Below are 24322 nucleotides of genomic sequence, written 5' to 3'. Positions count from 1 at the left end.
TGATGCCAAGTAGCAAACAACAACTCTACAAGCCTGTAAGTCCAGGCAGGACGCGTTAGCAGCATGCGTCATCGCACAATCGAATGATCAGGATGAGGCTCAAGGTGAATAATAAAACCGTCTCAGTAAGCTTGGTGGTACCCGTTTATAAAAGCGCTAGTACGCTCCCGCAATTTTACGAACGCGCGCGCGCGACTCTTGATCAGATTTGCGACGACTGGGAGATTATTCTTGTCGATGACGCGAGCCCGGACCAGACGTGGCTTGCAGCTCTGGCACTTCACGAACAAGACCGCAGAGTCAAAGTCGTTCGCTTCGCGAAGAACAAGGGGCAACAACATGCCACGCTGTGCGGCATCGGCTATGCCTGCAAACGCTTTGTCGTGACAATCGACGATGACCTTCAGTGTTTCCCCGAAGACCTCCCACTGTTTATTGATCAACTTCAAGCCGGCAAGCATGTCGTCATCGGAAAGATCCCGATGGCTGAAAAACAGCACAGCGCCTGGCGCAACATTGCTTCGCGCATCAACCAGAAACTGGTTAGCAAGGTCATGGGCAAACCGACCGGTTTCAGCCTCTCGAGCTACAGGGCCATGAGTCAACAGGTGGCAAAACAGCTCGTCAGGTATCAGGGTTCCCACCCACATATCGCCGCGATGCTTTTTAATTCGGTGCCCGTCAGCATGATGGCGAACGTGAGCATTCGCCACGCGCCGCGCGCCGATGGCGGCCCGAGCACTTACACCCTTGGCAAGATGTTCAAAACGCTTTCGTTCCTTATCGTCAATTATTCCCTGTTGCCACTTCGCTATGTGTCGATCTGGGGCTTTTTGGTCAGCGCGTCGAGCATTTTTTTCGCCATGTATGTTCTGCTGCGCACCCTCCTGACCGATCATGTAGTACCAGGCTGGGCATCGCTGGCGATCTTGCTGTCATTCCTCGCCGGTAACATCCTTCTGGCACTGGGTGTGCAAGGCGAGTACCTCGGAAGACTGGTCGAAAATGCAACCCACCTTAGTCAGTTCCCCATTATTGAAGAGCATGTGGAGTAATGATGACATCCGCTTACCGCGTCGTGGATTACTTCCCTGCTGAACACATTTTAAACGATGGGGTCTTTGCACACCTCGACGAAATCGATGCGCAAACACCTGGCGCACTGGTGTACTGTCAGAACTTGCACTATTTGCAAAAAGCCTTGGCTACACCCAACGTCGCGTGTGCCCTGTGCCCCGAAAGTTTGAAAAATGAAGAATTAGCGACTGAAAAATCAATTGTGTTCTGTGCCGACCCACGCGCTTCTTTTTTTCACCTCTACAACCGTTTGAGTGAAGAAAAAAAGTGCGCAACTGCGCAAGCACCGACCATCGGCAAAAATTGCACGCTGCACCCCAGCGCCGTTATCTCGCCACTGGCCACACTGGGTAACAATGTCGAAATTTCAGCAAATGTGGTGATCGAAGGCCCTGTCGAGATCGGGGACAATGTCTACATCGGTTCAAATGCGGTGGTAGGCGCCGAGGGCTTGATCACGCTACGCAACGACAACGGCACGCTGATGGTGGTCAAACATCAGGGCGGTGTACGCATTGAATCGGGTTGCCAGATACTTGCTGGCGCAGTAATCGCCAGGTCCTTGTTCCAGCAACCGACAACCATCAGCGAAAATTGCCAGATCGGCATCATGACCAATGTTGGTCATGGCGCCGTGATTGGCAAGAACTCGGTGATTTCCGGCAATACTGTTATTGCAGGACGCACACGCCTGGGGGCCGGTGCATGGGTTGGTGCCTCTTGCTCCATCGCACAGGGCCTTGTGATTGGCGACGCGGTACAAATAAAAATGGGCTCGGTCGTCATCGGCGACATCGCGCCAAACAGCGTCGTCTCCGGAAACTTCGCAATCAATCACAGGACCAACATGACAGCCCACCTCAGGAAACAAAAGTGATGCACTCCATCGAGCTATCACTGGGATTCAAAGGCGAACGAACCTACATACAAGGGGCCGACATGCTCAATGCCGCGATGCAGGCAATCACTCGCCACGCACCGCACGCACGCATCGAAAAGCTGGACTTCAGAATCAGTACAATGACCAGACATCTACTCACCTGTCACTGGTGGCCGAGATCAACCCCTCGATCATTGCCGGGTGAGGCTGTCGCTACCTTCACCTTTCAACTCGATGGTATTGATCATGAGGGCAAATTGATTCAAGGCGAAGGTTGCGCCGATACACGACGTGCTTACGACGAGTCACTGGTTGAAAAACAATGTGTTTTCACACCCGCCCATCGGTCAGTGAGCCTGACGACCATGCCAGATGACTTCTCTCCGATCGAAGTACTGGTATCCATGAACAAGGCACTGCATCTCAAGGAGTTGAGCATACCCAGTGGCAGCCAGTGGGTTTTCTGTCGCTGGGAAAGCCCGAAGTGGCCGCCGTGCTTTGGCTTGAGCGGGGTAGAGCTGACACTTGAGCAGACGCTGGGCACCCGATTGACCCGTAGTCGCATCCAGCTCAATGCAGATCATATCGGCATGCTCTATTTCAGTGCCCTCAAAGTCGAGTAGCCTACCGCCAGCATACGAACCTTGCAGTAAGGCGAGGTACCAATTCAGCGAGGCTTATGGCTCGACGGCCAACACTACACACCTCTCTCGACAGATGCTAATGTCCTGCATCTTTTTGAAGCAGGCAACAGAGCAGGCCCCCTTTGTTGCATGGAGTGTGGCAACATGACCACCGTTCAGCTCAGTGGCCTGCAGACAACCTCGTCAACTGCCAGCAATGCCACTAAGCTCCTCCCGCAGTACAAACGTACCGGCCGGGGTAACTTCAACACCTACACGATGAAACACTAACCATGCCCCAGACAAAAGAACAACTTATCAACATTATTTCCCAGGCTGATGTTGTAGCAGATGCCTCAACGCTGCGCGACAACATCAACCTGAGCGACCAGGGCATTGACTCTCTCGGCATGTTCAACATCATTCTGTCTATCCAGGATCACTACGCCATCGAGATCCCTGACGAGGATATTGAAGACCTTAAATCCATCAATGACCTGGCCGACTACATAAAATCAAAACTGCAATAACCGACATCCCTTGTCATGTAAGGGAGGGAGGCAGACAGTATGTTCACTCTCCCTCATGCTGTTCTCGACCGTGACAGGGCTCGCCAACCTATTATCGACACAACGTTAGCGTCACCCTCCTACGTTGAGCACCCAGCATGCCTTTAATGCTTTTGAAGTTGTTGATCGTAATTTTTATCTATGCATTTCTCATACACACATTTGACCTTAAGCTAACGGCATTAATCAGCGACATTACAGCATGGCACTACCTTGCGCTGGCTGCTGTTATCCCAATCACTTTGAGTTCTTTTTTTTCTGCCAACCGCTGGCAAGTGTTCCTGCGGCTCAATTCGATTGACGAAGCGTTAACAAACCTCTGGAAAATAAATCTGGTATCTCAATTTCAAGGTTTGATTTTACCCTCAACACAGGGAGCGGATGCCTTTCGTATGCTTCACATCGAACGACGCCACCCGAAAAAGCGGGGTACCGCAGGCAGTACGGTAATTATTGAGCGCATGATTGGACTATTGGTGTTATGTACCTTTACCCTTTTTGCCCTGCCCTTCTTACCTGCATCAGACAACTACACGCTGCTCATCATGACCGTCGGAGTCGTCAGCAGCATAGCAGTAGTGACCCAGATTATATTGACCAGCAAAAAAATTCATGCACTTTATAGCCGCCGCACCGTCAAAAACCCGTTACTTACTCTATTGCTGGTGTATATTCAAAAGCTTCATGCCAGCACGATAAACTTCCCCTACCGGCAGGCGCTCACGTCATCCCTGCTTTTTATCTGCTGTTATCAAATATCTCTGATATCGGTAGTTTATCTGGTATTTCGTGCCTATGGCTATGACATCCCCTTCATTCAGCACTTTGCTCTCTATCCAGTCATCGCCATCCTGACCATGGTTCCAATAACAGTGGGCGGGCTTGGGGTACGCGAAGGTTTTTTTGTTTATTTTTATGGCCTACTGGACGTACCAGCCAATATAGCCGTGGGCGCCTCCCTGGCAAACTACATTCTAATGGCGCTGATCCCTGCCACTTGCGGTGGCTTTATTTATTTGTGGGATACTATTCGGGAAAATCGCCAGAAGGACAAAAACTAAAACAGAGAGCCACATTGATGCCCCCAGATCGCACCCCGTTCCCCAAGTCCGCCTTTGAGGCGCTTGCCCTGGCAGAGGCACGCAGCTTTGTGCTGGAAGGGATTCACCAGGAGTATCCCGAAACGATACTCTCCGGCACCGAGTCTTTCGATAAAGGCCTGATGCACGTACGTCGACACGTGCCCAGCGCAAGCTTAGAAAAGCTGGAGGCGCGTGCCATGAACGATGCCGAGCGATTTGATGGAATTGGCGCTTTTGATGTCATCGAACATATCGATGAAGATGAACAGGTGCTGGCGAATCTTTCCCGCGCACCGCATAAGGATGGCCAGCTATTGCAGACCGCCCCCCCAGCATCGCTGGCTGTGGCTGGCACGACAGCGCCCCGGTCAAAAAAATGCGGAAGTAAACAGCGAGCTCGATATTTCTGACCGGACCAATCGACTCCTTGAGTTCGTTATGAAGATAGAGTTTGGCCTTTTGAAGGCAGGTATCACCTTTCCCCTCGGCGGCTCACTCTTGCTGTTAGCCAAAAAACGATAATCTGGAGACCTACAGTGAGCGACTTTAAAATTCCCTTCAATCGCCCTTACATGACGGGAAAGGAACTTTACTATATTGCAGAAGCGAAGTTCCTTAATAAGCTTGCTGGTGACGGCCCCTTCACTCGACGCTGCCATCAGTGGCTTGAACAGCACACCAACAGCGAAAAGGCATTGTTGACGCACTCTTGCACTGCTGCTCTGGAGATGTCAGCCCTATTGCTGAATATTGAACCTGGGGATGAGATCATCATGCCCTCCTATACCTTCGTCTCCACTGCTAACGCTTTTGTATTGCGCGGTGGAATACCGGTGTTTGTCGATATCAGAAACGACACACTGAATCTGGACGAGCGCTTGATTGAGGCTGCGATTACACCTCGCACCAAGGCAATCGTTCCGGTTCACTACGCTGGCGTCGCATGCGAAATGGACACGATTATGGAGATCGCCCGCCGGCACGGTCTCCACGTGGTTGAGGACGCTGCGCAGGGAGTCATGGCCTCCTATAAAGGAAGAGCCTTGGGCAGTATTGGTGATCTGGGCGCATATAGCTTCCACGAAACCAAGAACGTGATATCCGGCGAAGGGGGCGCGCTATTGGTTAACGACCCGGCACTGTCATTACGCGCCGAGGTTATTCGAGAGAAAGGTACCGACCGAAGCCGTTTCTTCAGAGGTGAAGTGGACAAGTACACCTGGCAGGAAGTCGGTTCTTCCTACCTGCCAGGTGAATTGACCGCCGCTTTTCTTTGGGCGCAGCTGGAAGAGGCACAGTCAATTACACAAAATCGCCTGGATAGCTGGAACCACTATCACCAAGTGCTCGAAGGGCTTGAATTGACAGGTGCAGTACGCCGCCCGATCATTCCGGCAGATTGCACACACAATGCACACATGTACTATGTCTTGCTTGCTCCCGGCATCGATCGCCAACGCACGCTAGAGAAGCTTAAACACGACAATATCCACCCGGTGTTCCATTACGTTCCGCTGCATTCCTCACCGGCAGGACTGCGCTACGGCCGAAAACATGGCGCGATGACAAATACAGACACCCTGTCGGAGCGCTTGATTCGCTTGCCACTGTGGGTGGGGCTGACAAAGGAGCAACAGGCAGGTATCGTCGACTCGCTACAGCGCGCCATTTCCTGAAGGGAACACGCAGCGTGCAATTGCTGATCTGCACACTGCGTAGCTGCACCCATGACATTGGATGCACGGTACATCGTTACCAGTAGCTAAATGCACTAACCGCTCAGCACACCAATGACCTGACCGCTACTTCTGGCGAGTACTAAAAATGAGGGATTACCGGCTGAACTGGCGCAACGAAGTGATTTTATAAAACGCCTCTTCCATCGCCGGATCGCCCAATGCAAACCAGTTTTGCAGCAGATGAAGCACCACCCGATCCATTTCAGCCAGAAAACGCTCATGCCGGGTTTGCTCACACTTGCAGGCATATTCGAAGTCGGAAAATCTCATCTCGCTCATGCGGGGCTCGCTTCAGGCAGTCAGAGCGCATTTCAGCACATCCAAGGACTTACTCGGGGTTTCCAGAGAGCTTTCAGGTTCGATGGATGCAATGTAGGTCCAACGCCGGGATTGGGCTATCATTGGCACCGATTAATAAACCTTTACTGACGAAGATGGAATAATCGATTTTTAAATCGACCGGGTGTTGAAGAATGAGAGATGTTTTAACAAATAAAATTCCAATAATTGTTCTGGCATTGTTCTTTGCTGTATTACTCAGCGGGGTATTTCTTCCGGTTTACTCCGATGAAGTCATGACAAAATTCAGGGTTGCGCGGCTCTTTCTGGAGGGCGGGAATGCAGTTACTCTTTATCCACAATGCACAACAACTGTAGGGCGGACAGTTTCATGGATATTCTATCCGGCCGGCATATTACTGTCGGCGATCTATGCCCACCTGGGTCCTTTTGGCTTGAGAGTGAGCGGTATTACTTTATCGCTGATCTGGTTTGCCTTGCTCGCTTATTGGTGCTTGACGCAGGCGCGTGATGCTGGAGGGGCTCTTCAGCGTTTCGCTGGATTGGTCGCGGTGGCTTCACTGGGTGTCCTACCCTATCTGTGGGTCTTGTCGCGTCCTGAACAATTTCTGATGCTGCCGATCCTGGTGTTTTGTTTGTTGGCACTCTTCTTCAAGGAGCGGAAGTCTGCGCGCGCGCAGGTGGCGATGACTGCCGGACTTGCATTGTTGCTGACGTTATTTTTCTATTCGCACCCCAAGAGCATGTTCTATGCGCCATTCGCGCTAGCGGCCGTGTGGTTGGCGACGGCAAACTACCACAAAGCGATTCGCTATGGTTTGTGGCTGTTCGTCGTAGTTCTGTGCGTTCAGAACTTTCACTATTTCAATGCGCTGGCGGGCTGTCAGGATGCGCCGTACATTCAAAAAATGCTGGCGGCCAACACATTGTTACCGGGTATGTTGTTCTCTGCACCAGTTGAGTTTGTCAGCGCCGCATACAACAATTTAATAAGCTTTCCTGACCGGTTGCTGATACATCTGACCTTTAATGCCACTTTTCAATCAGGCTGGTTGCCTCCTATCGTTGACAGCTTTGAATCGTTGCCGTACCTCAATCTTGCCATTTATTATTCCCTGTACGCGTTTATTATCGGAATCCACGTTGTAAGCATCCTGGTATTTCTGTTGCAAGTGGTTCGCCGCCAAGTAACTGCGCCTGTCGTGCTGGCGCTGTTGTTGGTCGGCGCGGATTTAATCAATGCGTTTTTTTACAACATCCAGAATTTTTATGCAGGCATTCAATTCATGCCTGTGTCGATCATCATCACCGCCCTTTTGATGCATTCCCGGCGCGCAGTGAAGCCGAGTAACCCCCTCACGTTAACAGCCTATTCACTGTTGTTGCTGCTATCCATGGCGTCGATGGTGACACTGTTAACCCTCGTGACCCCTGGCATTACACGCAACTCCTCCTTCGCTCAATCGAGTTTGCCAGGGCAGCCGCTTTCGATTCCGGTGCTGGGGACTCAGCTTCATTTGGATTCAATCAGTAAGCTGGGGACGTCATGTGGCATCCCTGCAGAGTCGGCAGAAAATGTCGTAGTGGACCACATGACATATTTTGCCTTTTTGCGCGACAAGAAACCTATCCACGTGCTCTACGTGTCTGAGATTGGCTACGGTGGCGACTTGAGTAACGGCAGGCTGCTGCCATTTCTCAAAGGACTGAATAGCCCAGGCCTGGTCACGCGCTGCGAATGGGTGCCGTATGATTTCCGGCAGGCGCAGCAGAAGGACGATATGGGCTACTGCTGTGTCAATTTCAGTAAAATCTGACTGGCGTTACCGGCTTTATTGCTCTCGGCACCCCGGAAACGGGAGGCCGAGGGGTTTCGACGCATCAGGTAATCGCGCGCCCAAGCATGCCGGTGCATATGGACGCTCCCTGCCGGTCAACGCCTCAATTGCGGCTGATCTCGTCGGCCCGGTGCCATGCCTTGATCCGCGACTCATCTCCTCGACTTCTTTTTCCAGCACCTGAAAGTGCTCGATCAATCGCTCTATAAGCTGCCGGAACGAGACCGGTAGCTCATAAGCCGCACCTTCGATTACGACTCGGGGGTCGCGTAGCAATGCGGGTGACTCCTTGCGGCACAATCGATCCAAACTCGGCAAGCAGCCAACTGAGTTTCGCGCCGCCCGAGCCAGACTTGGGCCGTGGTCTTGCGATCGTAAGCCTGGCTTTCCTGATAAACTGTCACACCCTTTGCCTGATGCGGATCTGTGCGGTGTACGCTGCAGAGCCATTCTTGCGCTTGCGAACGGTGATTGATCCCTTGGATTTTGCTGCACGAGTGGTTTGCGTTGCTACATTGCAGCAAGGCTCTCTCAACATTAAGCAAAAACCGTAGTAAGTCGTAGCAAATGAGAAGTAGCTAAATGCCGATGAAACCCACAGAAAACCTAGCCTATCCAACAAATTCGGTATCCAGGAGGTTTTCTGTTGCGCCCATGATGGATTGGACCGACCGCCACTGCCGCTATTTCCTGCGTCTGCTGTCGAAGAACGCCCTGCTCTATACCGAAATGGTCACCACCGGTGCCCTGCTCAATGGCGATCACGAGCGTTTTCTGCGGCACAACGAGGCCGAGCACCCGCTGGCGTTGCAGCTTGGCGGTAGCGTGCCGCTGGACCTGGCCGCGTGTGCGCGCATGGCGCAGGAGCATGGTTACGACGAGGTGAACCTGAATGTCGGCTGCCCGAGCGATCGGGTGCAGAACAATATGATCGGCGCGTGCCTGATGGGACATCCGCAGTTGGTGGCCGATTGTGTGAAGGCGATGCGTGATGCGGTGTCGATTCCGGTGACGGTCAAGCACCGTATCGGGATCAACGGGCGGGACAGCTACGAGGAGCTGTGTGATTTCGTCGGCACGGTGCGGGATGCCGGGTGCACCAGTTTTACCGTGCACGCGCGGATTGCGATCCTGGAGGGGTTGTCACCCAAGGAAAACCGCGACATTCCACCCCTGCGTTATGACGTGGCGGCGCGATTGAAGGCAGACTTTCCGGAGCTGGAGATCATTCTCAACGGCGGGATCAAGACGCTGGAAGCCTGCCACGAACATTTGCAGACCTTCGATGGCGTGATGCTGGGCCGCGAGGCGTATCACAACCCTTATGTGATGGCCGAGGTGGATCAACAGCTGTTTGGCAGCACGGCGCCGGTGATCAGCCGCGCCGAGGCGTTGGCGCAGTTGCGGCCTTATATTGCAGCGCATATCGATGCCGGTGGTTCGATGCACCACATCACCCGACATGTGTTGGGGCTGGGCACCGGGTTCCCGGGGGCGCGCAAGTTCCGGCAGTTGTTGTCGGTGGATATCCACAAGGCCAAAGAGCCTTTGGCCTTGCTGGATCAGGCGGCGGGGCTGCTTGAGGGGTGTTAACGGTTAACCGCGCCCCCTGCGGACCAGGCTGCATGTCCTGCAAGCCTGGTGCAATTGTCAGAGCGCTGCAGCCCCGCTCCAGTCAACCCAACCGAATACCCACGTTGCCAGAATCAGCAAACCGAATCCGATCCGGTACCAGGCGAATACGGCGTAACTGTGGCTGGCGATGAACTTGAGCAAACCGCGTACGGCGATCATGGCGAAAAAGAACGCCGCGACGAAACCCAGCGCAAACACTGGCAGGTCGCCAGCCTGAAACAGGTCCCGATACTTATAGCCTGAATACACTGCGGCACCGACCATGGTCGGCATCGCCAGAAAGAACGAAAACTCCGTGGCAGCCTTACGTGACAGACCAAACAGCAACCCACCGATAATCGTCGATCCAGAACGCGAAGTGCCCGGAATCATCGCCAGGCATTGTGCGAAACCGACCTTGAGGGCGTCAGTCCAGCGCATATCGTCAACATGGTCGACATACACCACATGTTCCCGCTGCTCGGCCCACAACATGATGATGCCACCCACCACTAATGCCACAGCTACAGTGATCGGATTAAACAGATACTCATGGATCTTATCGGCAAACAACACCCCCAGGACCACTGCCGGGAGAAAACCGATTAATAGATTCAAGGTGAAACGCTGTGCATTGCGCTGGGTCGGCAAGCCGGTAACGATCTCGAGAATCTTGCGGCGGAACTCCCAGACAACCGCGAGGATCGCGCCCAATTGAATGATGATGTTAAAGGCCATGGCTCGCTCACCGCCGAAGCCGAGCAAGTCCGCGACAATAATCTGGTGCCCTGTACTGGATATAGGCAAAAACTCCGTCAGACCTTCGACCACCCCTAAAATCAACACCGTTATGGTTGTCCAAAGATCCATCAATCCCCCCTCATCGACAAATACCAATGCGGCGCCTTCGCTCTAATTCAACGCCAACACGAAAGTAAAGCGCATTAGGCCGACTAATAAAACTCTATGTTATGAAACGTCCATGACCGACACCACCAACAGGAGCGTTATATAACAGTTAATATTGGATGGTACCGAGTCAAGCAAGAGCAATACCCCGCACTTAAGACAACAAATCCTTGCAGCCTCATGGCACCCAATCAAAAAAACTCAAGTAACGGGAACTTTAGCGACATGCACGGTCGTATTGGTGCGAAAATGCGGGGGCCGGGACAAAAGATGGCACATCGCTATACCATGTCAAATCACGAGATTGCCATCGATGATTAGGCATCTCGAACCACAGGCGGGCAACCGATCACGCCAGAATCACCGGCAATGTTAAAAAAACGAGACGACCGTCTGAAAAAACAGTGAAATGTTACCAATTGTCAGTCACAAACGAGAATTGGTGCTTTAACATTCAAATGCCAGCACCCATCCGAGTCAAAGCATGATGCTTACAGGGAAAATAACGACTACAGGCCACAGTGACGTGAAGGAGGAGACAGGTATTCTCACCATTGGACGAACCCATACGCTAGCTGAGGGCTTCAGGGAATTAGTCGAAAGTCACGTAGGCAAGGATATTGCCGTTGATACAATGTGCTTTAGCAACCCACTCAAAAGAAACAAGAGTCCTGATTCGTACCGGGCAATTTTTATCGTTATCGACAGCCCACAAGCGTTTGTTGAAAGCCTCACCCTGGTAGAAAATATTCGCGCCGAAAATCTGGCGTCAATAATTTCCATAGCCATCACCGGCAGAGGCACCTACAACAAGATGAAATATTATCTTGCCGGGGCCGACTACTGTATTAATTGCGACACTTCTGCAGACGAAAATACTGACGCGCTGTCCGAATTTTTTAACAGTCCAGAATGGCAAAAAAAGCATAATCTGCTTTTGGACCCCACTCGCATGTGCCTTATTGGCGACTATAAAAAACTGGATGTATCGTTTGCAGAAATGAAAATCCTTGAGGCTTTCTCTCAGACAAAAAACCAGATATTGAGCCATGATGAAATCGCCAGAATCATGGGGCTGAATATAAATTTTTATGACCCAAGAGCCTTGGAAAAGTCGATCAGTCGCCTTCGAGGCAAAATAAAAGGCATGTATGGCACCAACGCCATTCAAAGCATCCGCGGGCATGGATATCGTTTAATCAGGGGTCTGATCTCGACAACCTGATTTTTAATGTAGAAGGGAGTTTCTGTATTATGAGCGCAACAGGGAGCGTGCCAATCTATGATCACGCAGAGCATTACCTGTCTCGACAATTGATCCTCACTCGGGATGACTGCCCGTTTGGCAGCGAGATCAGAATACATTTTGACGACTCTGTTTCCGCGACTTGCGCGCCTGAGCCGTATCAGATGAGTGGGATCTACAGTGAAGTACTGATGCAAACCAGGCTGATTGCCTTTTCGCTGAAAGACCGCAACACGGCTAACGGAAATAAATACCTGAGCCGTAGATTTGTTTGCGTAGGACAGTCGGATCTCGCCAACTCCGCACTCACGGAAGAGTTGATACAGACCGGCGCCGCTCTGCGCGAATTCGGCCAGACGCTGGTTATCGCACTCAATGAACTCCCCCTCTCGGCAATCAGTTTTGCTGAAAAAAAGAAAATCCTTCACAACATATATCTGTTGAAAGATCACGGCATAGAAATCGCGTTCGACGACTACAAAATCGACGATGAAAGTATCGAAATCTTTACAACCCTGAATTTATTCGACTATATAAAGATCCCGATTTCCTCTCTAGACTTGAGCCTCAAGCTCAGTGGCAACCCAGAGTTATTCAATCGCCTGCACGAACGCATGACCATGCTCACTCACAACACAAAAGTCTCCTTTATAGCGGACAGAGTCGAGCATGCTGCCAGCCATATACTGGCTCGCGCGTTGCCCTTTGATTACTTCCAGGGGAGTCATTACTCCCCTGCCGACAACCTTTGAACCAACACCCAGACGTGCACCTAAGGAGAGAGCCATGGATAGCAGCACAAACCTCCCCAGAAAATACTTTGTTGTGGTTACCCACAACCCCGCACTACAACTAGAGCTTGAGGCATTACTGTCCAGCAAGCGATACAACAGCTACGGCACGTCACAGGCAAAGATGTTTTTTGAAGGTGTTGCTCCACCCACTTCCGCCCCCAAGCTTATGGAACTCATTTCCCCGCAAGTGGCCAGAATGGTTCCTCCGGTTATCAAGCATGATACTCAGCGCGTACTTTCGACGTTCAAGTCCGAATGGCAAGCCGCTCAATCCGTAACGAAATTTACTCACTTCACATCAACCGCAGTCAACTCCAGAGATGACACCAGGGAATGCGTCTCCCAACCGGCCAAACCGCACGTTCCGGTGGCGGAAACCTGGCGACTGAGCGATGTCAGCGGCGCGTTGATCAAAGATGACGTGGAAATTGTCTTGACCGGCCTTGAGGCCACGCTGCTTAAAAAGATGCTGCACCATGATGATCGCGTGGTCAGCAAGGAGGACCTTATCCGTAGCATCGGCAGAGAACCTGAGCAATATCGGGGTCTGGAAATGTGCCTGAGCCGATTACAGGAAAAGTTTAAAAACGCCAGCAACGGCGAACGCCTTTTTCGTGCAGTCAGGAATCGCGGGTACTGCCTGATACAAAAAATCGTACGCGTAAAAATCTAGCCTGAACAATTAAAATGGTTCGCTCCGGCAGTGCAATACAACAACAATAAAGCACGCCATTTTATCCCCTCCATGCCCCCTCAGCACCCACCTGTAAATCCGCGTTATAAAAGCTGAATCCAGACTATTTCTAACGCCCTTCTCGCCCAGACATATCAACCAGATACAGAAACCACTCGTTAAAAGTCGTCAGACAGTGCTCGCCCCAATAAATTAATCTACCCACTGATGACTGCGCCGCTATTTTGGCGCTTCGATCGTCAATGCACCGCCATCTAATATGAACAATAACTCTTACTGCATTGATTTTGGCTCTTGTCTGTCGAAACACGAATGGACGTATTTTGGGGATACCGTATGGTTAACAATCTTCGTATCAATCGAAATACCACCCTCAAAGGACTGACCTTCTGGGGACAGTGGGCACTGGGTCAGGGCTTTGTAGTCGCCCTGTTACTTCTATTGGTTTATTACCAGAATGGAACGGTAGAGTTCTATTATCGAGTATGCGCAACGCTTACTGTGCTTGCATCGGTTCCGGCCTATACATGGTGCGGCGTCTATGCAAAGAAGGACAATTACCTGGAGGGGTTGATAAGACTACTGATGGGTTGGTCAATGACACTGGCAGCGTTAGCTATTGTCGCCTTTCTCTGCAAGGCCAATGAACTGTTTTCTCGTCAAATCATTCTGATATGGGCGGTCTGCTGCTACATCGGACAGGCGCTGTTGTACGTCCCGCTGCATGGTTTTTCAAAGTACTACCAACGGGCGCGTCAAATTGAGCGTAGAACGCTGATTGTGGGTACTGGCGAGCTCGCGCTGGGATTGGCCAACAAGCTTCGTGCCCTCGAGCACTTCCCATTGGTCGGCCTGGTAAGCTCCGACACCACGCCTTTGCCGGAGACAGGCGCATTACCTGTCGTAGGCCCGCAAGACGAACTGCTCGAACTGATCAAGACGCATGACATCCGACGCCTGTACATCACGCTCCCCCTGAGCGAAGCGGCACAAATCGAAGAAATGTATGTCGATTTGCTGGATGCCAACGTCGATGTTGTCTGGGTCCCGGACTTGAACAGCCTGACGCTGCTCAATCACTCGGTCAGTGACGTGGATGGCATGCCGGCAATCCACTTGATTGAATGCCCACTGACCAGCCAACCCACTGCCGCGTTGAGCAAAAGCCTGCTCGATAAAAGCGTGGCGCTGATGGCCATTATCGCTCTAAGCCCGTTACTGTTGATCATTGGCCTGGCCGTCAAATTCACCTCCCATGGTCCGGTATTTTTCAAACAGGACCGCCACGGATGGAACGGGAAGGTCATCAAAGTCTGGAAGTTTCGCTCCATGCGTGTGCATGACGATCACGAGGTGAAGCAAGCCAGTCGTAACGACTCGCGGATCACCCCGATCGGGCGCTTTATCCGTCGCACTTCCATCGATGAGTTGCCGCAGCTGTTCAATGTCTTGCAAGGTCATATGGCGCTGGTCGGACCACGTCCTCATGCCGTTGCGCACAATAACTACTACTCCGGCAAGATTCTCGCCTACATGGCTCGCCACCGGATCAAACCGGGGATCACCGGGCTGGCTCAAATCAACGGGTGCCGCGGCGAGACCGACACCATCGACAAGATGCAGAAGCGCGTCGAGATCGACCTCAAGTACATCAATAACTGGTCGTTGTGGCTGGATGTGAAAATCCTGGTGAAGACGCCGTTCACCTTGCTGTCAAAAGACATTTATTGAGGGTGCGCCTGCAGGTTAACCAGGGGGGCGCAAACCATTTAGCCAGTGCGTTTGCGCCGTCACTTGAGGCAGGGCCTTCTCCAGCCATACCTGCAACTGCACCAACACCGGCAGGTTGTTCTGCTGCCGGCTCTCTTGGCGATGTTCATCGCCAACTTCTTTTAAGTCTCCGCTCGATACCGTACAGATTTTTGACCAGATTCAGGGCGATACCGGCACGCCCGGGCTTACCTTCAGGCAGGCGCAACAGCAGCAGTTGTCCGCTAAAAAAGTGGGGCCGGGGTAATCGCGTGGCGACAAACACTGCATTCGCCAACAGGAGCATCAGCCATGCCGCAAAGCTGCGGCCCTGGCTGAGACCGCTGCTTTCCTGGCGCTGTGAATAAAGCTCAATGCCTACTGGGGAGGGAGGAGTGAAGACGGGGGCAACTGACCTTGTTGCCAGAACGCTATCTGCTTGTTGATTGGCTGGCCGGGAGCAATGCTCCGAGTCAATGCTTACTGATACCAACCAGGGGCATGCTGATTTTCTGCTCACGTTGAAGCAATGTCATCAGGAGCAACACTCGCTGCTCGCCCTCCATCGCCAGGAAGATCGCTTCCACATCGACAAAAGGCCCCTCGTTAATACGCACCCGCTCTCCACAAGCAAACCGGGCCTCCACAGAGGCTCCGCTATCGTGCTCATGAAGTTGTGCGATCAAGTCATCACCTACGGGTAGCGGCTTGCCTCCAAAACTGACAATTCGCAATACACCGCGGGTAGAACGCAAAGGCGCCCAGCTCTCACCTGCGCCGAGCTGGATAAACAGATAACCCGGAAACAGCGATTCGCGAACAACCCTCCTGCGCCCCTGCAAATCACGCTCGCGCCGATGCGTAGGGCGAAAACAGGTATATCCCTGGTTTACCAGATTGATCTCTGCACGCTCGTCCTGGCTCGCCTTGCATTGCACCAGATACCATGCGCTAGAGGTGAGACCCTCAGGCAAGGTCATTTGAACAGCCGAAGCACTATGGATGGACACAATCAGCCCCTTCTGCACCTATGTGGTCAAGTCGCTCCGTGGTTTTCTCATCGATCTTGCGACGGGTTTCTCCCAAGGATGGAAATGCACCTGAAAAACGGAGTTGGCCGATCATCGAAACTTAACCCCTCAAAAACATGCGAAGCTTATTAGCAATACACGAACGCCAGAGAATCCTTCGCCCAAGGCAAAAACCCCGAACATCTTCAGCATCAAACTACCTATCAAGAAATTTAACACACTCCAATACGGGACAACACAAAAAAGCCAAAAACGTTATAAATCGTCAGGTCAGAACCAATAATGTTATTTAACTGTTATTTAATATCTGACTTTATATATGGAATTTTTTTCGCCATATGCATTCAATATTTGCGTGGCATTTAATGGTTGATGTTGTCGTGGGTTGCCAGTTATGATTTTTAGCACAGAAACTGTCAAGCACGCTCCAAGTCAGGATTCCAGCAGGCCAGAGTCTTAGCAGTCAAAAGCTTCATTCAGCACGGTAACTCCTCACGGAAAGAGGCACACACCCAATCGCTGCAAGCTGTCACAAAAGTGCCATTGAAGAAAAGCATAGTTTCAGTCTTTCCAATTGCACGATCACCGCAAGTGTGAAATTTCCAGGGAGGTTGCCTTGTTTAACAAGATTCTAATCGTTTGCATTGGCAACATTTGCCGAAGCCCCACTGCCGAACATTTGTTACGAGCAGCACTGGGGCAGTCCGATATCGAAGTTAGCTCCGCAGGTCTTGGCGCACTACAAGATCACCCGATCGAACCCACCGCCCGGATCGTACTGGAAGAGCATGGCCATCTGCCAGAAGAGCACAAAGCCAATCAACTGACCCACGCAGCCATCAGCGAATCGGACCTGATCCTGGTGATGGAGCAGTCGCACATAGACCGTGTTCTCAAGATCGCGCCTGAAGCGCGAGGCAAGGTCCTCTTGCTGGGCAAATGGCAGGACAACCGCGAAATCAGCGACCCCTACCGTCAGGGCAAACCCGCTTTTGTGCATGCATACGCGTTGATTGAAGAAGCAGTAACCGCCTGGGCAAGGCGTCTCGCACGCTAAACCATTCCTCGAATACCTGTTAAAAAAGAACCCACTTATGCAGCAAACTCCAGCATTAACCTCACATGACGATGATGAAATCGACTTGATGGGCCTACTCGGGACACTGGTCGATCATAAATGGTTGATTGCCGGGATCACTGCTGTCTCCATGGCTGTTGGCACGGCCTATGCGGTCCTGGCCACTCCTGTATACCAGGCAACTGCCTTGATACAGGTAGAGGCAAAAAAGAATGACATGCTCGGCTTCTCCGATATCAACAGCATGTTGGGTAAAGAGTCACCTTCAACCACCGAAATCGAATTAATCAAATCGCGTGCCATCATCGGCAAGGTTGTCGAGAATCTATCGCTCGATATCACTGTCGAGCCGAACCGTTTTCCGGTGATTGGCGAATTTATTGCTCGTCGGTTCAAACCAGACGCAGTTAATACGGTTGCGACGCCATGGTTTGGCATGAATAGCTTTGCCTGGGGTGGTGAAACCCTGAAAATATTCCAGCTTGAGCTCCCACAAGAGCTTCTGGGTGAAGAACTAACTTTCGTCAGTGGCGAAAGTGGCCGCTTCACTTTGCTGGATGAAGACAACAATGTCCTGGTCGAAGGCCAAGTGGGGCAACCCTATGACAAAGACGGCATTAAACTGCAGGTCGAAGTGTTGCAGGCGAATCCTGGTACTACGTTCAATATCGTGCGTGACCCACGCCTGACCAGTATTTTGAAGTACCAAAAGGTACTTGATGTATCAGAGCGCGGTAAAGAATCCGGCATGATCGGAATGGCTCTTGAAAGCGAGGAACCGGCTGAAGCCATTCAAATCCTCAATGAAATCGCCAAGCTCTATGTACGACAAAATGTCGAGCGGACATCGGCCGAAGCCGCTCAAAGCCTCGAGTTTCTAAACGATCAATTGCCTCAGGTCCGTAAAGATCTGGAAAAAGCCGAAAACGCCCTGAACAAGTATCAAATTCGTAGTAAATCCATCGATATCAGCCTGGAAGCCAAGGCCATTCTCGATCAAATCGTGGCGCTGGATACCAGCATCTCCGAATTGAAATTGCAGCAAGCGGAAATGGATCGCAAGTTCACCCGTCAGCATCCCGCCTATCGGGCCTTGCTCAGTCAATTGGGCGAGCTGACAGCCAAGCAGGATGGCTTGGCCAAAAAAGTCGAGGGCCTGCCTTCAACACAGCAAGAACTGCTTAGCCTCACCCGCGATGTAAAAGTCAGCACCGAAATCTATACCCAGCTCCTGAATAAATCCCAGGAGCTGGATGTGATGCGTGCCGGCACCGTGGGCAACGTGCGCTTGATCGATACCGCCGATGTGGATCTACGCAAGCCCGTTAAACCCAAGAAGGCCCTGATCGTACTCATTGCCACCCTGTTCGGGGCTTTCCTGGCGATTGCATTGGTGCTTTTTCGCAAAGCCCTTAACCGAGGCGTGGAAAATCCGGATCAAATTGAACAGCTGGGATTGCCGGTTTACGCATCCATTCCTTTCAGCGCACTGCAAAAAACTGAAGAAAGCAAAATCCTCCGAAGTGGCCGAGGTCGCGCTAACAACGCTGCCCCCATACTGGCCAGCAGCCACCCAACTGACCTGGCGATAGAAGGATTGCGCAGCCTGCGCACCAGTCTGCACTTCGCCATGCTCGAAGCCAGCAATAATCGCCTGATGATCTCCGGCCCGAGCCCCAAGGTAGGTAAAACGTTCGTTTCCGCCAACCTCGCCGCAGTCATCGCCCAGACCGGGCAGCGTGTATTGCTGATCGACGTGGACATGCGCAAAGGTTATTTGCATAAAGTATTCGGAACTCCCGCTGAAAACGGCCTTTCAGATTTACTCGTCAAGCGCTGCGACCTGGCAACCGCGATCAATAAAACCGAATTCGAGAACCTTGACGTTATCGGCCGCGGACAAATACCGCCCAACCCTTCAGAACTGCTGATGCACGCAAACTTCAGTGCCTTTCTGGACCAGGTCAGTACCCAGTACGACCTGGTGATTCTGGATACTCCACCGCTGCTGGCGGTGACGGATGCCGCGATTGTCGGTCGCCAGTCGGGCACCAGCTTGATTGTGACGCGCTTTGCGCTGAACCCGGTTCGTGAAATTGAATTGACCATGCGTCGCTTTGCTCAAAATGGCATTGATTTGAAAGGCGCCATTTTCAATGGCGTTGAAAAACGCGCCTCGGCCAAATATGGCTACGCCGACTATGGTTATTACAACTACGAATATAAATCAGAGAACGTTTAGTTAACTAAACGTTATTTAATCCCGCTACCGTCGAGCAGAAGTGCATGGCGGTAGCCATATCAACTCCACCTTGCTACCTGCAGCTTAAAAAAGACGCAGACACATTAATAAATAATAACGCTCTCAGGGACTGGCAATTAATCCTGGGGCGGTAGCGTGGAAAAAATCAAATTCGTGGTACCCCACGTCGATGGTTATCCGTTAATTCGGCGCATTTCTCTGGATCAACAAAGGTTGGCTCACCGTTGTTTTATACAGCATCGATCTGAAACGACATTTGTTAGTCAGTCCAAATATCCCTCCACCTTCAGCTACGAACATAGCAATGGATCGCCCTATGAAGACCCTATGCATTTTTGGTACCCGTCCTGAGGCCATTAAAATGGCTCCACTGGCGTTGGCGCTGGCGGCAGATGAACGCTTTAAGGCGAAAGTCTGCGTGACCGGCCAACACCGTGAAATGCTCGATCAAGTGTTGGGGTTGTTTGCCATTGAGCCGGACTTCGATCTGAACATCATGAAACCCGGCCAGGACCTGACCGATGTAACCAGCGCGATCCTGCAGGGCCTGAAAAAAGTCTTGGCAGAATTCAAACCCGATATCGTGCTGGTTCACGGTGATACCGCCACCACCTTTGCTGCCAGCCTCGCGGCCTACTACCAGCAGATTCCGGTTGCGCACGTGGAAGCCGGTTTGCGCACGGGTAACCTCTACTCTCCGTGGCCGGAAGAAGGCAATCGTAAGCTCACGGGGGCGTTGGCCAACCTGCACTTCGCGCCAACCGAAACGTCACAAGCCAATCTACTGCGCGAGGGCGTCAATCCAGACACTATCGTCGTCACTGGCAACACAGTGATTGACGCCCTGCTGGATGTCGTCAAGCGTCTCGATCAGGACCAGGCACTGCTTGCCCAAGCCTCTGCACCGGCGGCCTTCCTGAACCCTGCTCGAAAACTGATCCTGGTTACAGGCCATCGCCGGGAAAGTTTCGGTGACGGTTTCGAACGCATCTGTCAGGCGTTGATGGAGGTTGCCCAGCAACATCCAGAGGTTGACATCGTCTATCCCGTGCACCTGAATCCCAATGTGCGCGAGCCCGTCAATCGCCTACTGACCGGCATTGACAACATTCACTTGATCGAACCCCTGGACTACCTGCCTTTCGTCCACATGATGAGCCGTGCGCATATCATCTTGACCGACTCCGGAGGCATCCAGGAGGAAGCGCCGTCACTGGGCAAACCCGTGCTGGTGATGCGCGATACCACAGAGCGGCCAGAGGCTGTTGCCGCAGGCACGGTGAAACTGGTCGGCACCGAAACTGCCGATATTGCCCGCGAGTTGAACCGATTGCTGATCGATACAGCCGCGTACCAAACAATGAGTCGCGCCCATAACCCTTACGGCGACGGTAATGCCTGCCAGCGCATTCTTGAAGCGCTGCTCAAACATTAAACCGCTTAGCCGCTGTTGCTTTGCTCAGCGGCTATCTCACTTAAAAAATACATCTAGCAAACCGTAAACAGTTGTCGGGCAATAAAACAACCCTTTGCGTCCACCCGAGCACTATCTCTTTGGCGGCCGCAAAAAATCAAATTGAAGAGTCTGCCATCACATGCTAATCGGCAACCGAATAATTAACCAACTATGTTCTTTAGTATCGAAAGGCATTGAACTAGGTAAAATATTCATACTCAATGTTATTAGTGCAAGGTCGTTAGGTGCGGAAGACTTCGGAACTCTTTCTTTTATAATATCAGTAGCAACAGTAATGGGTGTAATAACTGAGTTTAGAGTTCAAGACGTGATGATAAAAAAAATCTCAATGGGAGAAAATGAAAATAAAATCATAATAAATGCCATAGCCATTTGCCTTTCTTTCAGTACAGCTGGTTTTTTAATCACAACATTTTTTTCATGCGTTACAGATACCAACATCAGTTGGAAAAATTACTTAGCCTTGTACTCCGTTATATTTATCGCCTCCAGCCTAAAAGTATTCAAGTATGCGTTCATAGCAAATAGAAACAACATAGCCAACTGTGCTGTTGAGGCTATCTCTCTTATTGCTTCATTCGTCCTTTTTCTTTGCCTCTTTAACGAAAACCTAACAATAGATTCATATATATACATAAGAATATTTGATGCAGCAATGGTGTCTATACTAGGCTTTGCCATGTACAAAGTCGCTTATAGATTCAAGTTTACAAAACCAGACCTCGTTAGTATACGATCAATCATCATAGAGTCCGGACCGCTTGTACTATCTGGCTTCGTGGTCATACTTCTTCAGAAAATAGACCAAATAATGATAAAGTACATGCTTGGCAATTACGAACTTGGAATCTACAGTTCTGCCGCCAACATCATTACTGTTTTCTCTATAGCCCCAATGCTCATTAGCCAAACAAACTCCCCATCCATATTCCGCTTAACGAAAGATAGTCTTGAATATCAAAACACGCGAATGAAATACATACGCAACATTGCATTTCTTGGGTTGGCAATGTCATTAATTTTATTAGGTGCGAGCAAGTACATCATAAGCATACTTTATGGCGAGGCATATGCGGAGGCCGAAAACATTTTAAAAATATCTTTCTTGACCCCATTTGTAATAGCTCTAGGGGCAGCCAGTTCGCAAATAATTATAGCCGATAACAATTCAAGCATTGTGTTCTACAAGTCGATCATGGCCTTAATCTTAGGAGCCACTCTGAACTTCATATTAATCCCATTAATGGGAATAGAAGGCGCAGCAATATCCACGCTTTCAGCGATGCTACTAAGCAATGTTGCCTCCAACATATTTATAAAAAAATACAAATACATATGGCACCTACAGTGCGATGCAATTTTCCTCAAGGACAGTAAACAATGACCGCTAAAGCTGTATACACCCTAACATTTCATGGGGTATTAAATCATGGTGCCGTATTGCAAGCCTACGCCCTTCAAAATTACATTCTAAGCAAAGGATTTGATTCTGAAATTATCAACTATAAGCCATGGTACTTATCTTACCAAATTCTTCGCCCTGCCAAAGGCATAGGCAAGACAATCCTCAAGTACAAAAGACTATACAAATTCAGACAATTCACAAAAAAACATCTAGCGCTAACTACGCATAGCGTAACGAGCCAAAAAGACTTTCGCAAACTTGACAATTATTTCGCAGTAGTTTGCGGTAGCGATCAAATATGGAATAAGTTCATCACAGGAAAAAAATACGACCCTGCTTTCTTTTTAAACTTCGCACCTAACAGTGCACGAAAAATAGCGTATGCGGCAAGCGCAGGTGGAAACTCGCTATCCCAAGACCATACACAACTGAGCCAATATACCAGGTCGTTTGACAGCATTGGAGTTAGGGAACAACATCTCAAACTAGATCTTTTTGAGAATAAACTCCACCACTCCCCTGAGTTAGTTATTGACCCAACATTCCTAATTAGCAAATATGACGGCATTGCGAGCTACAAGCGCGTCCCTGCTGGGAAATATATAGTTTCATACGAGGTCAGCTCCGAGAGCACCCGAAGCAAACTAAACGACTTTATAATTACCCTGAAGAACATGACGGGTTTACCTGTTTACCACATTGGTGACAAACCCATCAGTGCAGCAGATCATTGCTTATTGGATATTTCACCCAGTGACTGGATAGGCATAGTTCAATCAGCAACATTAGTTTGCACCAACTCATTCCACGGCACCGCACTATCGCTCAACTTTGAGAAACCATTAGTATTTGTAACGCACCTAGAGGATGAAAAAAACGCCAGGCCTTTAAGCCTGCTAAATAAAACAGACTTAAGCTGCGTCGCTTACGATAATATCGACGAACTTAAGAGTAGAAACATTTGGCAAAAATACGACAAATCTAAACTGTTAGACTTTATAAAATATTCTCAGGATTTTTTAGACCGAGCACTACAATGATTAGGGTGACCATCGCGCTTATTAAAATCGTGTACAGACGAAGGATCAGATCACTATCCGATGGCACGACATCATCTAATAACATGACCATGATTCCTAGGCGCAGATATGAATAAAGGAGGGTATTACCCACAAGGGATAAGAATAAAGCTCAAACTGAGCTATATTGTATACGCAATGGTTTTCTTGTTATGTTTTGACAGTGTACTTAAAATCCCTGTCGGCCCAATATTTATGCAGCCCGGCATACTTATTGGGCTATTAACATTACTACTAATCACTTTAAATAACATCAATTCAAACAAACCCTTTCTGACTAAAAACCTCCTAGACAAACCTACATCAATCTTACTTATATATTCAATAGCTCACATAGCCTTAGCAAAAAACTTAGACGTATACTTTGCCATACTGTCTTATTTAGCCATCTATGCACTGATGTATATATTCATAAACCATGTGTACGCGTACGTTAACTGGAGCAAACTCTCTAAACTTGCAGTTATTACATTGGTTTCGACGGGACTCATACAATACCTTTTTATTAACATATTTAATATTCAATTAGAACTCCGGGGACTGGACTCCAGCTATTATGCAAACAAAGGGAATCTAGGGACCCGTATGCGAGGCTTTTTTTTAGAGCCTAACTGGTATGGACTTGCTTTATTTTCTTGGCTTTTTTTATACTATTATCACCAACAACAAAAAAAACTGACTGATTATGGATTGGCTTCCTTATCAATCCTTTGTCTGTATCTGAGTGAGAACAGAACCATCTTCATACTCTTAGCTATTTGTGTGTTTAGCATTTACGCTGAGCGGCACTTAAAATCATTCCGACGAATAATCCCAATCGCTATTGTTGCCACTGCCGCCATTATCTATTTTTATTTCTCCATAGCTGTAAATGA

At 50.2% G+C, this 24322-nt stretch carries 20 protein-coding genes and 3 pseudogenes; 18 read left to right on the top strand and 5 right to left on the bottom strand.

From position 1 onward, the window contains the following. Positions 1–104 precede the first annotated feature (104 nt). The 7 genes from AC06G5_RS09605 (at position 105) to rffA (ending at position 5907) form a co-directional block, all read left to right on the top strand. A complete protein-coding gene (locus AC06G5_RS09605; protein WP_413421514.1) occupies positions 105–1055 on the top strand; it encodes a glycosyltransferase family 2 protein in 951 nt (316 codons plus the stop codon). A 2-nt stretch (positions 1056–1057) separates the two neighbouring features. Further along, positions 1058–1954, top strand: coding sequence for a DapH/DapD/GlmU-related protein (locus AC06G5_RS09600; RefSeq protein ID WP_413421512.1), 897 nt, complete (start codon positions 1058–1060; stop codon positions 1952–1954). Then, on the top strand, positions 1954–2580 hold the full coding sequence (locus tag AC06G5_RS09595; protein ID WP_413421510.1) for a hypothetical protein: 627 nt from the start codon (positions 1954–1956) through the stop codon (positions 2578–2580). The genes AC06G5_RS09600 and AC06G5_RS09595 overlap by 1 nt, the downstream gene beginning before the upstream one ends. 293 nt (positions 2581–2873) lie before the next feature. Next, the gene (locus AC06G5_RS09590) at positions 2874–3110 is read left to right on the top strand and encodes an acyl carrier protein (protein ID WP_057715611.1); all 237 of its coding nucleotides are present in this window, start codon (positions 2874–2876) and stop codon (positions 3108–3110) included. A gap of 137 nt (positions 3111–3247) precedes the next feature. Continuing rightward, complete coding sequence (locus AC06G5_RS09585) at positions 3248–4210, top strand: lysylphosphatidylglycerol synthase transmembrane domain-containing protein (protein WP_413421509.1); 963 nt, start codon at positions 3248–3250, stop codon at positions 4208–4210. 17 nt (positions 4211–4227) lie between these two features. Continuing rightward, positions 4228–4641, top strand: a complete 414-nt coding sequence (locus AC06G5_RS09580) for a class I SAM-dependent methyltransferase (RefSeq protein WP_480459321.1) — start codon at positions 4228–4230, stop codon at positions 4639–4641. A 126-nt stretch (positions 4642–4767) separates the two neighbouring features. Beyond that, entirely contained in the window at positions 4768–5907 is a 1140-nt protein-coding gene (gene rffA / locus AC06G5_RS09575; protein WP_413421506.1) for a dTDP-4-amino-4,6-dideoxygalactose transaminase, read from the top strand. 159 nt (positions 5908–6066) lie between these two features. Here the strand turns inward: rffA and AC06G5_RS09570 are convergent. Beyond that, a pseudogene (locus AC06G5_RS09570) lies at positions 6067–6249 on the bottom strand (IS5/IS1182 family transposase); the annotation flags it as partial. Between the two features lie 194 nt (positions 6250–6443). On the opposite strand from AC06G5_RS09570, the gene AC06G5_RS09565 reads away from it, so the two are divergent. Beyond that, entirely contained in the window at positions 6444–8087 is a 1644-nt protein-coding gene (locus AC06G5_RS09565) for a hypothetical protein (RefSeq protein WP_480459320.1), read from the top strand. A 341-nt stretch (positions 8088–8428) separates the two neighbouring features. On the opposite strand, the pseudogene AC06G5_RS09560 reads toward AC06G5_RS09565, so the two are convergent. Then, positions 8429–8646, bottom strand: a pseudogene (locus AC06G5_RS09560) (hypothetical protein); the annotation flags it as partial. 50 nt (positions 8647–8696) lie between these two features. On the opposite strand from AC06G5_RS09560, the gene dusA reads away from it, so the two are divergent. Beyond that, positions 8697–9701 (top strand): tRNA dihydrouridine(20/20a) synthase DusA, encoded by a 1005-nt coding sequence (gene dusA, locus AC06G5_RS09555; protein ID WP_480459871.1) that lies wholly within the window; start codon positions 8697–8699, stop codon positions 9699–9701. A 57-nt stretch (positions 9702–9758) separates the two neighbouring features. On the opposite strand, the gene AC06G5_RS09550 is transcribed toward dusA, so the two are convergent. Next, positions 9759–10592 (bottom strand): undecaprenyl-diphosphate phosphatase, encoded by an 834-nt coding sequence (locus tag AC06G5_RS09550; protein WP_413421556.1) that lies wholly within the window; start codon positions 10590–10592, stop codon positions 9759–9761. A gap of 523 nt (positions 10593–11115) precedes the next feature. Here AC06G5_RS09550 and AC06G5_RS09545 point away from each other — a divergent pair. The 4 genes from AC06G5_RS09545 to AC06G5_RS09530 all read left to right on the top strand — a co-directional run bounded on the left by AC06G5_RS09545 (position 11116) and on the right by AC06G5_RS09530 (position 15096). Continuing rightward, entirely contained in the window at positions 11116–11856 is a 741-nt protein-coding gene (locus AC06G5_RS09545) for a winged helix-turn-helix domain-containing protein (protein ID WP_413421502.1), read from the top strand. A 29-nt stretch (positions 11857–11885) separates the two neighbouring features. After that, positions 11886–12629: an EAL domain-containing protein gene (locus tag AC06G5_RS09540; protein ID WP_413705333.1), complete on the top strand. Its 744-nt coding sequence runs from the start codon at positions 11886–11888 to the stop codon at positions 12627–12629. A gap of 34 nt (positions 12630–12663) precedes the next feature. Next, positions 12664–13344, top strand: coding sequence for a helix-turn-helix domain-containing protein (locus AC06G5_RS09535; protein WP_413421498.1), 681 nt, complete (start codon positions 12664–12666; stop codon positions 13342–13344). Between the two features lie 357 nt (positions 13345–13701). Next, positions 13702–15096, top strand: coding sequence for an undecaprenyl-phosphate glucose phosphotransferase (locus AC06G5_RS09530; RefSeq protein WP_480459318.1), 1395 nt, complete (start codon positions 13702–13704; stop codon positions 15094–15096). 51 nt (positions 15097–15147) lie between these two features. Here the strand turns inward: AC06G5_RS09530 and AC06G5_RS09525 are convergent. After that, positions 15148–15334: pseudogene (locus AC06G5_RS09525) on the bottom strand (IS66 family transposase); the annotation flags it as partial. A 253-nt stretch (positions 15335–15587) separates the two neighbouring features. Then, positions 15588–16094, bottom strand: coding sequence for a transcription/translation regulatory transformer protein RfaH (rfaH, locus tag AC06G5_RS09520; protein ID WP_480459870.1), 507 nt, complete (start codon positions 16092–16094; stop codon positions 15588–15590). Between the two features lie 667 nt (positions 16095–16761). Here rfaH and AC06G5_RS09515 point away from each other — a divergent pair. The 5 genes from AC06G5_RS09515 to AC06G5_RS09495 all read left to right on the top strand — a co-directional run bounded on the left by AC06G5_RS09515 (position 16762) and on the right by AC06G5_RS09495 (position 23408). Then, positions 16762–17202 carry a low molecular weight protein-tyrosine-phosphatase gene (locus tag AC06G5_RS09515; RefSeq protein ID WP_480459317.1) on the top strand — a complete coding sequence of 147 codons (441 nt, stop codon included), beginning with the start codon at positions 16762–16764 and terminating at the stop codon, positions 17200–17202. A gap of 37 nt (positions 17203–17239) precedes the next feature. Next, entirely contained in the window at positions 17240–19465 is a 2226-nt protein-coding gene (locus AC06G5_RS09510) for a polysaccharide biosynthesis tyrosine autokinase (protein WP_480459316.1), read from the top strand. 337 nt (positions 19466–19802) lie between these two features. Continuing rightward, positions 19803–20921 (top strand): non-hydrolyzing UDP-N-acetylglucosamine 2-epimerase, encoded by a 1119-nt coding sequence (gene wecB, locus AC06G5_RS09505; RefSeq protein WP_480459314.1) that lies wholly within the window; start codon positions 19803–19805, stop codon positions 20919–20921. 160 nt (positions 20922–21081) lie between these two features. Continuing rightward, a complete protein-coding gene (locus tag AC06G5_RS09500) occupies positions 21082–22347 on the top strand; it encodes an oligosaccharide flippase family protein (protein ID WP_480459313.1) in 1266 nt (421 codons plus the stop codon). Next, a complete protein-coding gene (locus tag AC06G5_RS09495) occupies positions 22344–23408 on the top strand; it encodes a polysaccharide pyruvyl transferase family protein (protein WP_480459311.1) in 1065 nt (354 codons plus the stop codon). The genes AC06G5_RS09500 and AC06G5_RS09495 overlap by 4 nt, the downstream gene beginning before the upstream one ends. Positions 23409–24322: the final 914 nt, after the last annotated feature.

Source organism: Pseudomonas sp. WT-JTC, assembly GCF_056711565.1.
The sequence above is the reverse complement of the archived record's forward strand: the minus strand, read 5'-3'. Positions and strand labels throughout refer to the sequence as shown.

Excerpts from the sequence above, each read along its gene's own strand:
- AC06G5_RS09600 (WP_413421512.1), top strand. The coding sequence starts at position 1,058 with ATGACATCCGCTTACCGCGTCGTGGATTACTTCCCTGCTGAACACATT.
- AC06G5_RS09595 (WP_413421510.1), top strand. The coding sequence starts at position 1,954 with ATGCACTCCATCGAGCTATCACTGGGATTCAAAGGCGAACGAACCTAC.
- AC06G5_RS09590 (WP_057715611.1), top strand. The coding sequence starts at position 2,874 with ATGCCCCAGACAAAAGAACAACTTATCAACATTATTTCCCAGGCTGAT.
- AC06G5_RS09585 (WP_413421509.1), top strand. The coding sequence starts at position 3,248 with ATGCCTTTAATGCTTTTGAAGTTGTTGATCGTAATTTTTATCTATGCA.
- AC06G5_RS09580 (WP_480459321.1), top strand. The coding sequence starts at position 4,228 with ATGCCCCCAGATCGCACCCCGTTCCCCAAGTCCGCCTTTGAGGCGCTT.
- AC06G5_RS09565 (WP_480459320.1), top strand. The coding sequence starts at position 6,444 with ATGAGAGATGTTTTAACAAATAAAATTCCAATAATTGTTCTGGCATTG.
- dusA (WP_480459871.1), top strand. The coding sequence starts at position 8,697 with ATGAAACCCACAGAAAACCTAGCCTATCCAACAAATTCGGTATCCAGG.
- AC06G5_RS09550 (WP_413421556.1), bottom strand. The coding sequence starts at position 10,592 with ATGGATCTTTGGACAACCATAACGGTGTTGATTTTAGGGGTGGTCGAA.
- AC06G5_RS09545 (WP_413421502.1), top strand. The coding sequence starts at position 11,116 with ATGATGCTTACAGGGAAAATAACGACTACAGGCCACAGTGACGTGAAG.
- AC06G5_RS09540 (WP_413705333.1), top strand. The coding sequence starts at position 11,886 with ATGAGCGCAACAGGGAGCGTGCCAATCTATGATCACGCAGAGCATTAC.
- AC06G5_RS09535 (WP_413421498.1), top strand. The coding sequence starts at position 12,664 with ATGGATAGCAGCACAAACCTCCCCAGAAAATACTTTGTTGTGGTTACC.
- AC06G5_RS09530 (WP_480459318.1), top strand. The coding sequence starts at position 13,702 with ATGGTTAACAATCTTCGTATCAATCGAAATACCACCCTCAAAGGACTG.
- rfaH (WP_480459870.1), bottom strand. The coding sequence starts at position 16,094 with ATGACCTTGCCTGAGGGTCTCACCTCTAGCGCATGGTATCTGGTGCAA.
- AC06G5_RS09510 (WP_480459316.1), top strand. The coding sequence starts at position 17,240 with ATGCAGCAAACTCCAGCATTAACCTCACATGACGATGATGAAATCGAC.
- wecB (WP_480459314.1), top strand. The coding sequence starts at position 19,803 with ATGAAGACCCTATGCATTTTTGGTACCCGTCCTGAGGCCATTAAAATG.
- AC06G5_RS09500 (WP_480459313.1), top strand. The coding sequence starts at position 21,082 with ATGCTAATCGGCAACCGAATAATTAACCAACTATGTTCTTTAGTATCG.
- AC06G5_RS09495 (WP_480459311.1), top strand. The coding sequence starts at position 22,344 with ATGACCGCTAAAGCTGTATACACCCTAACATTTCATGGGGTATTAAAT.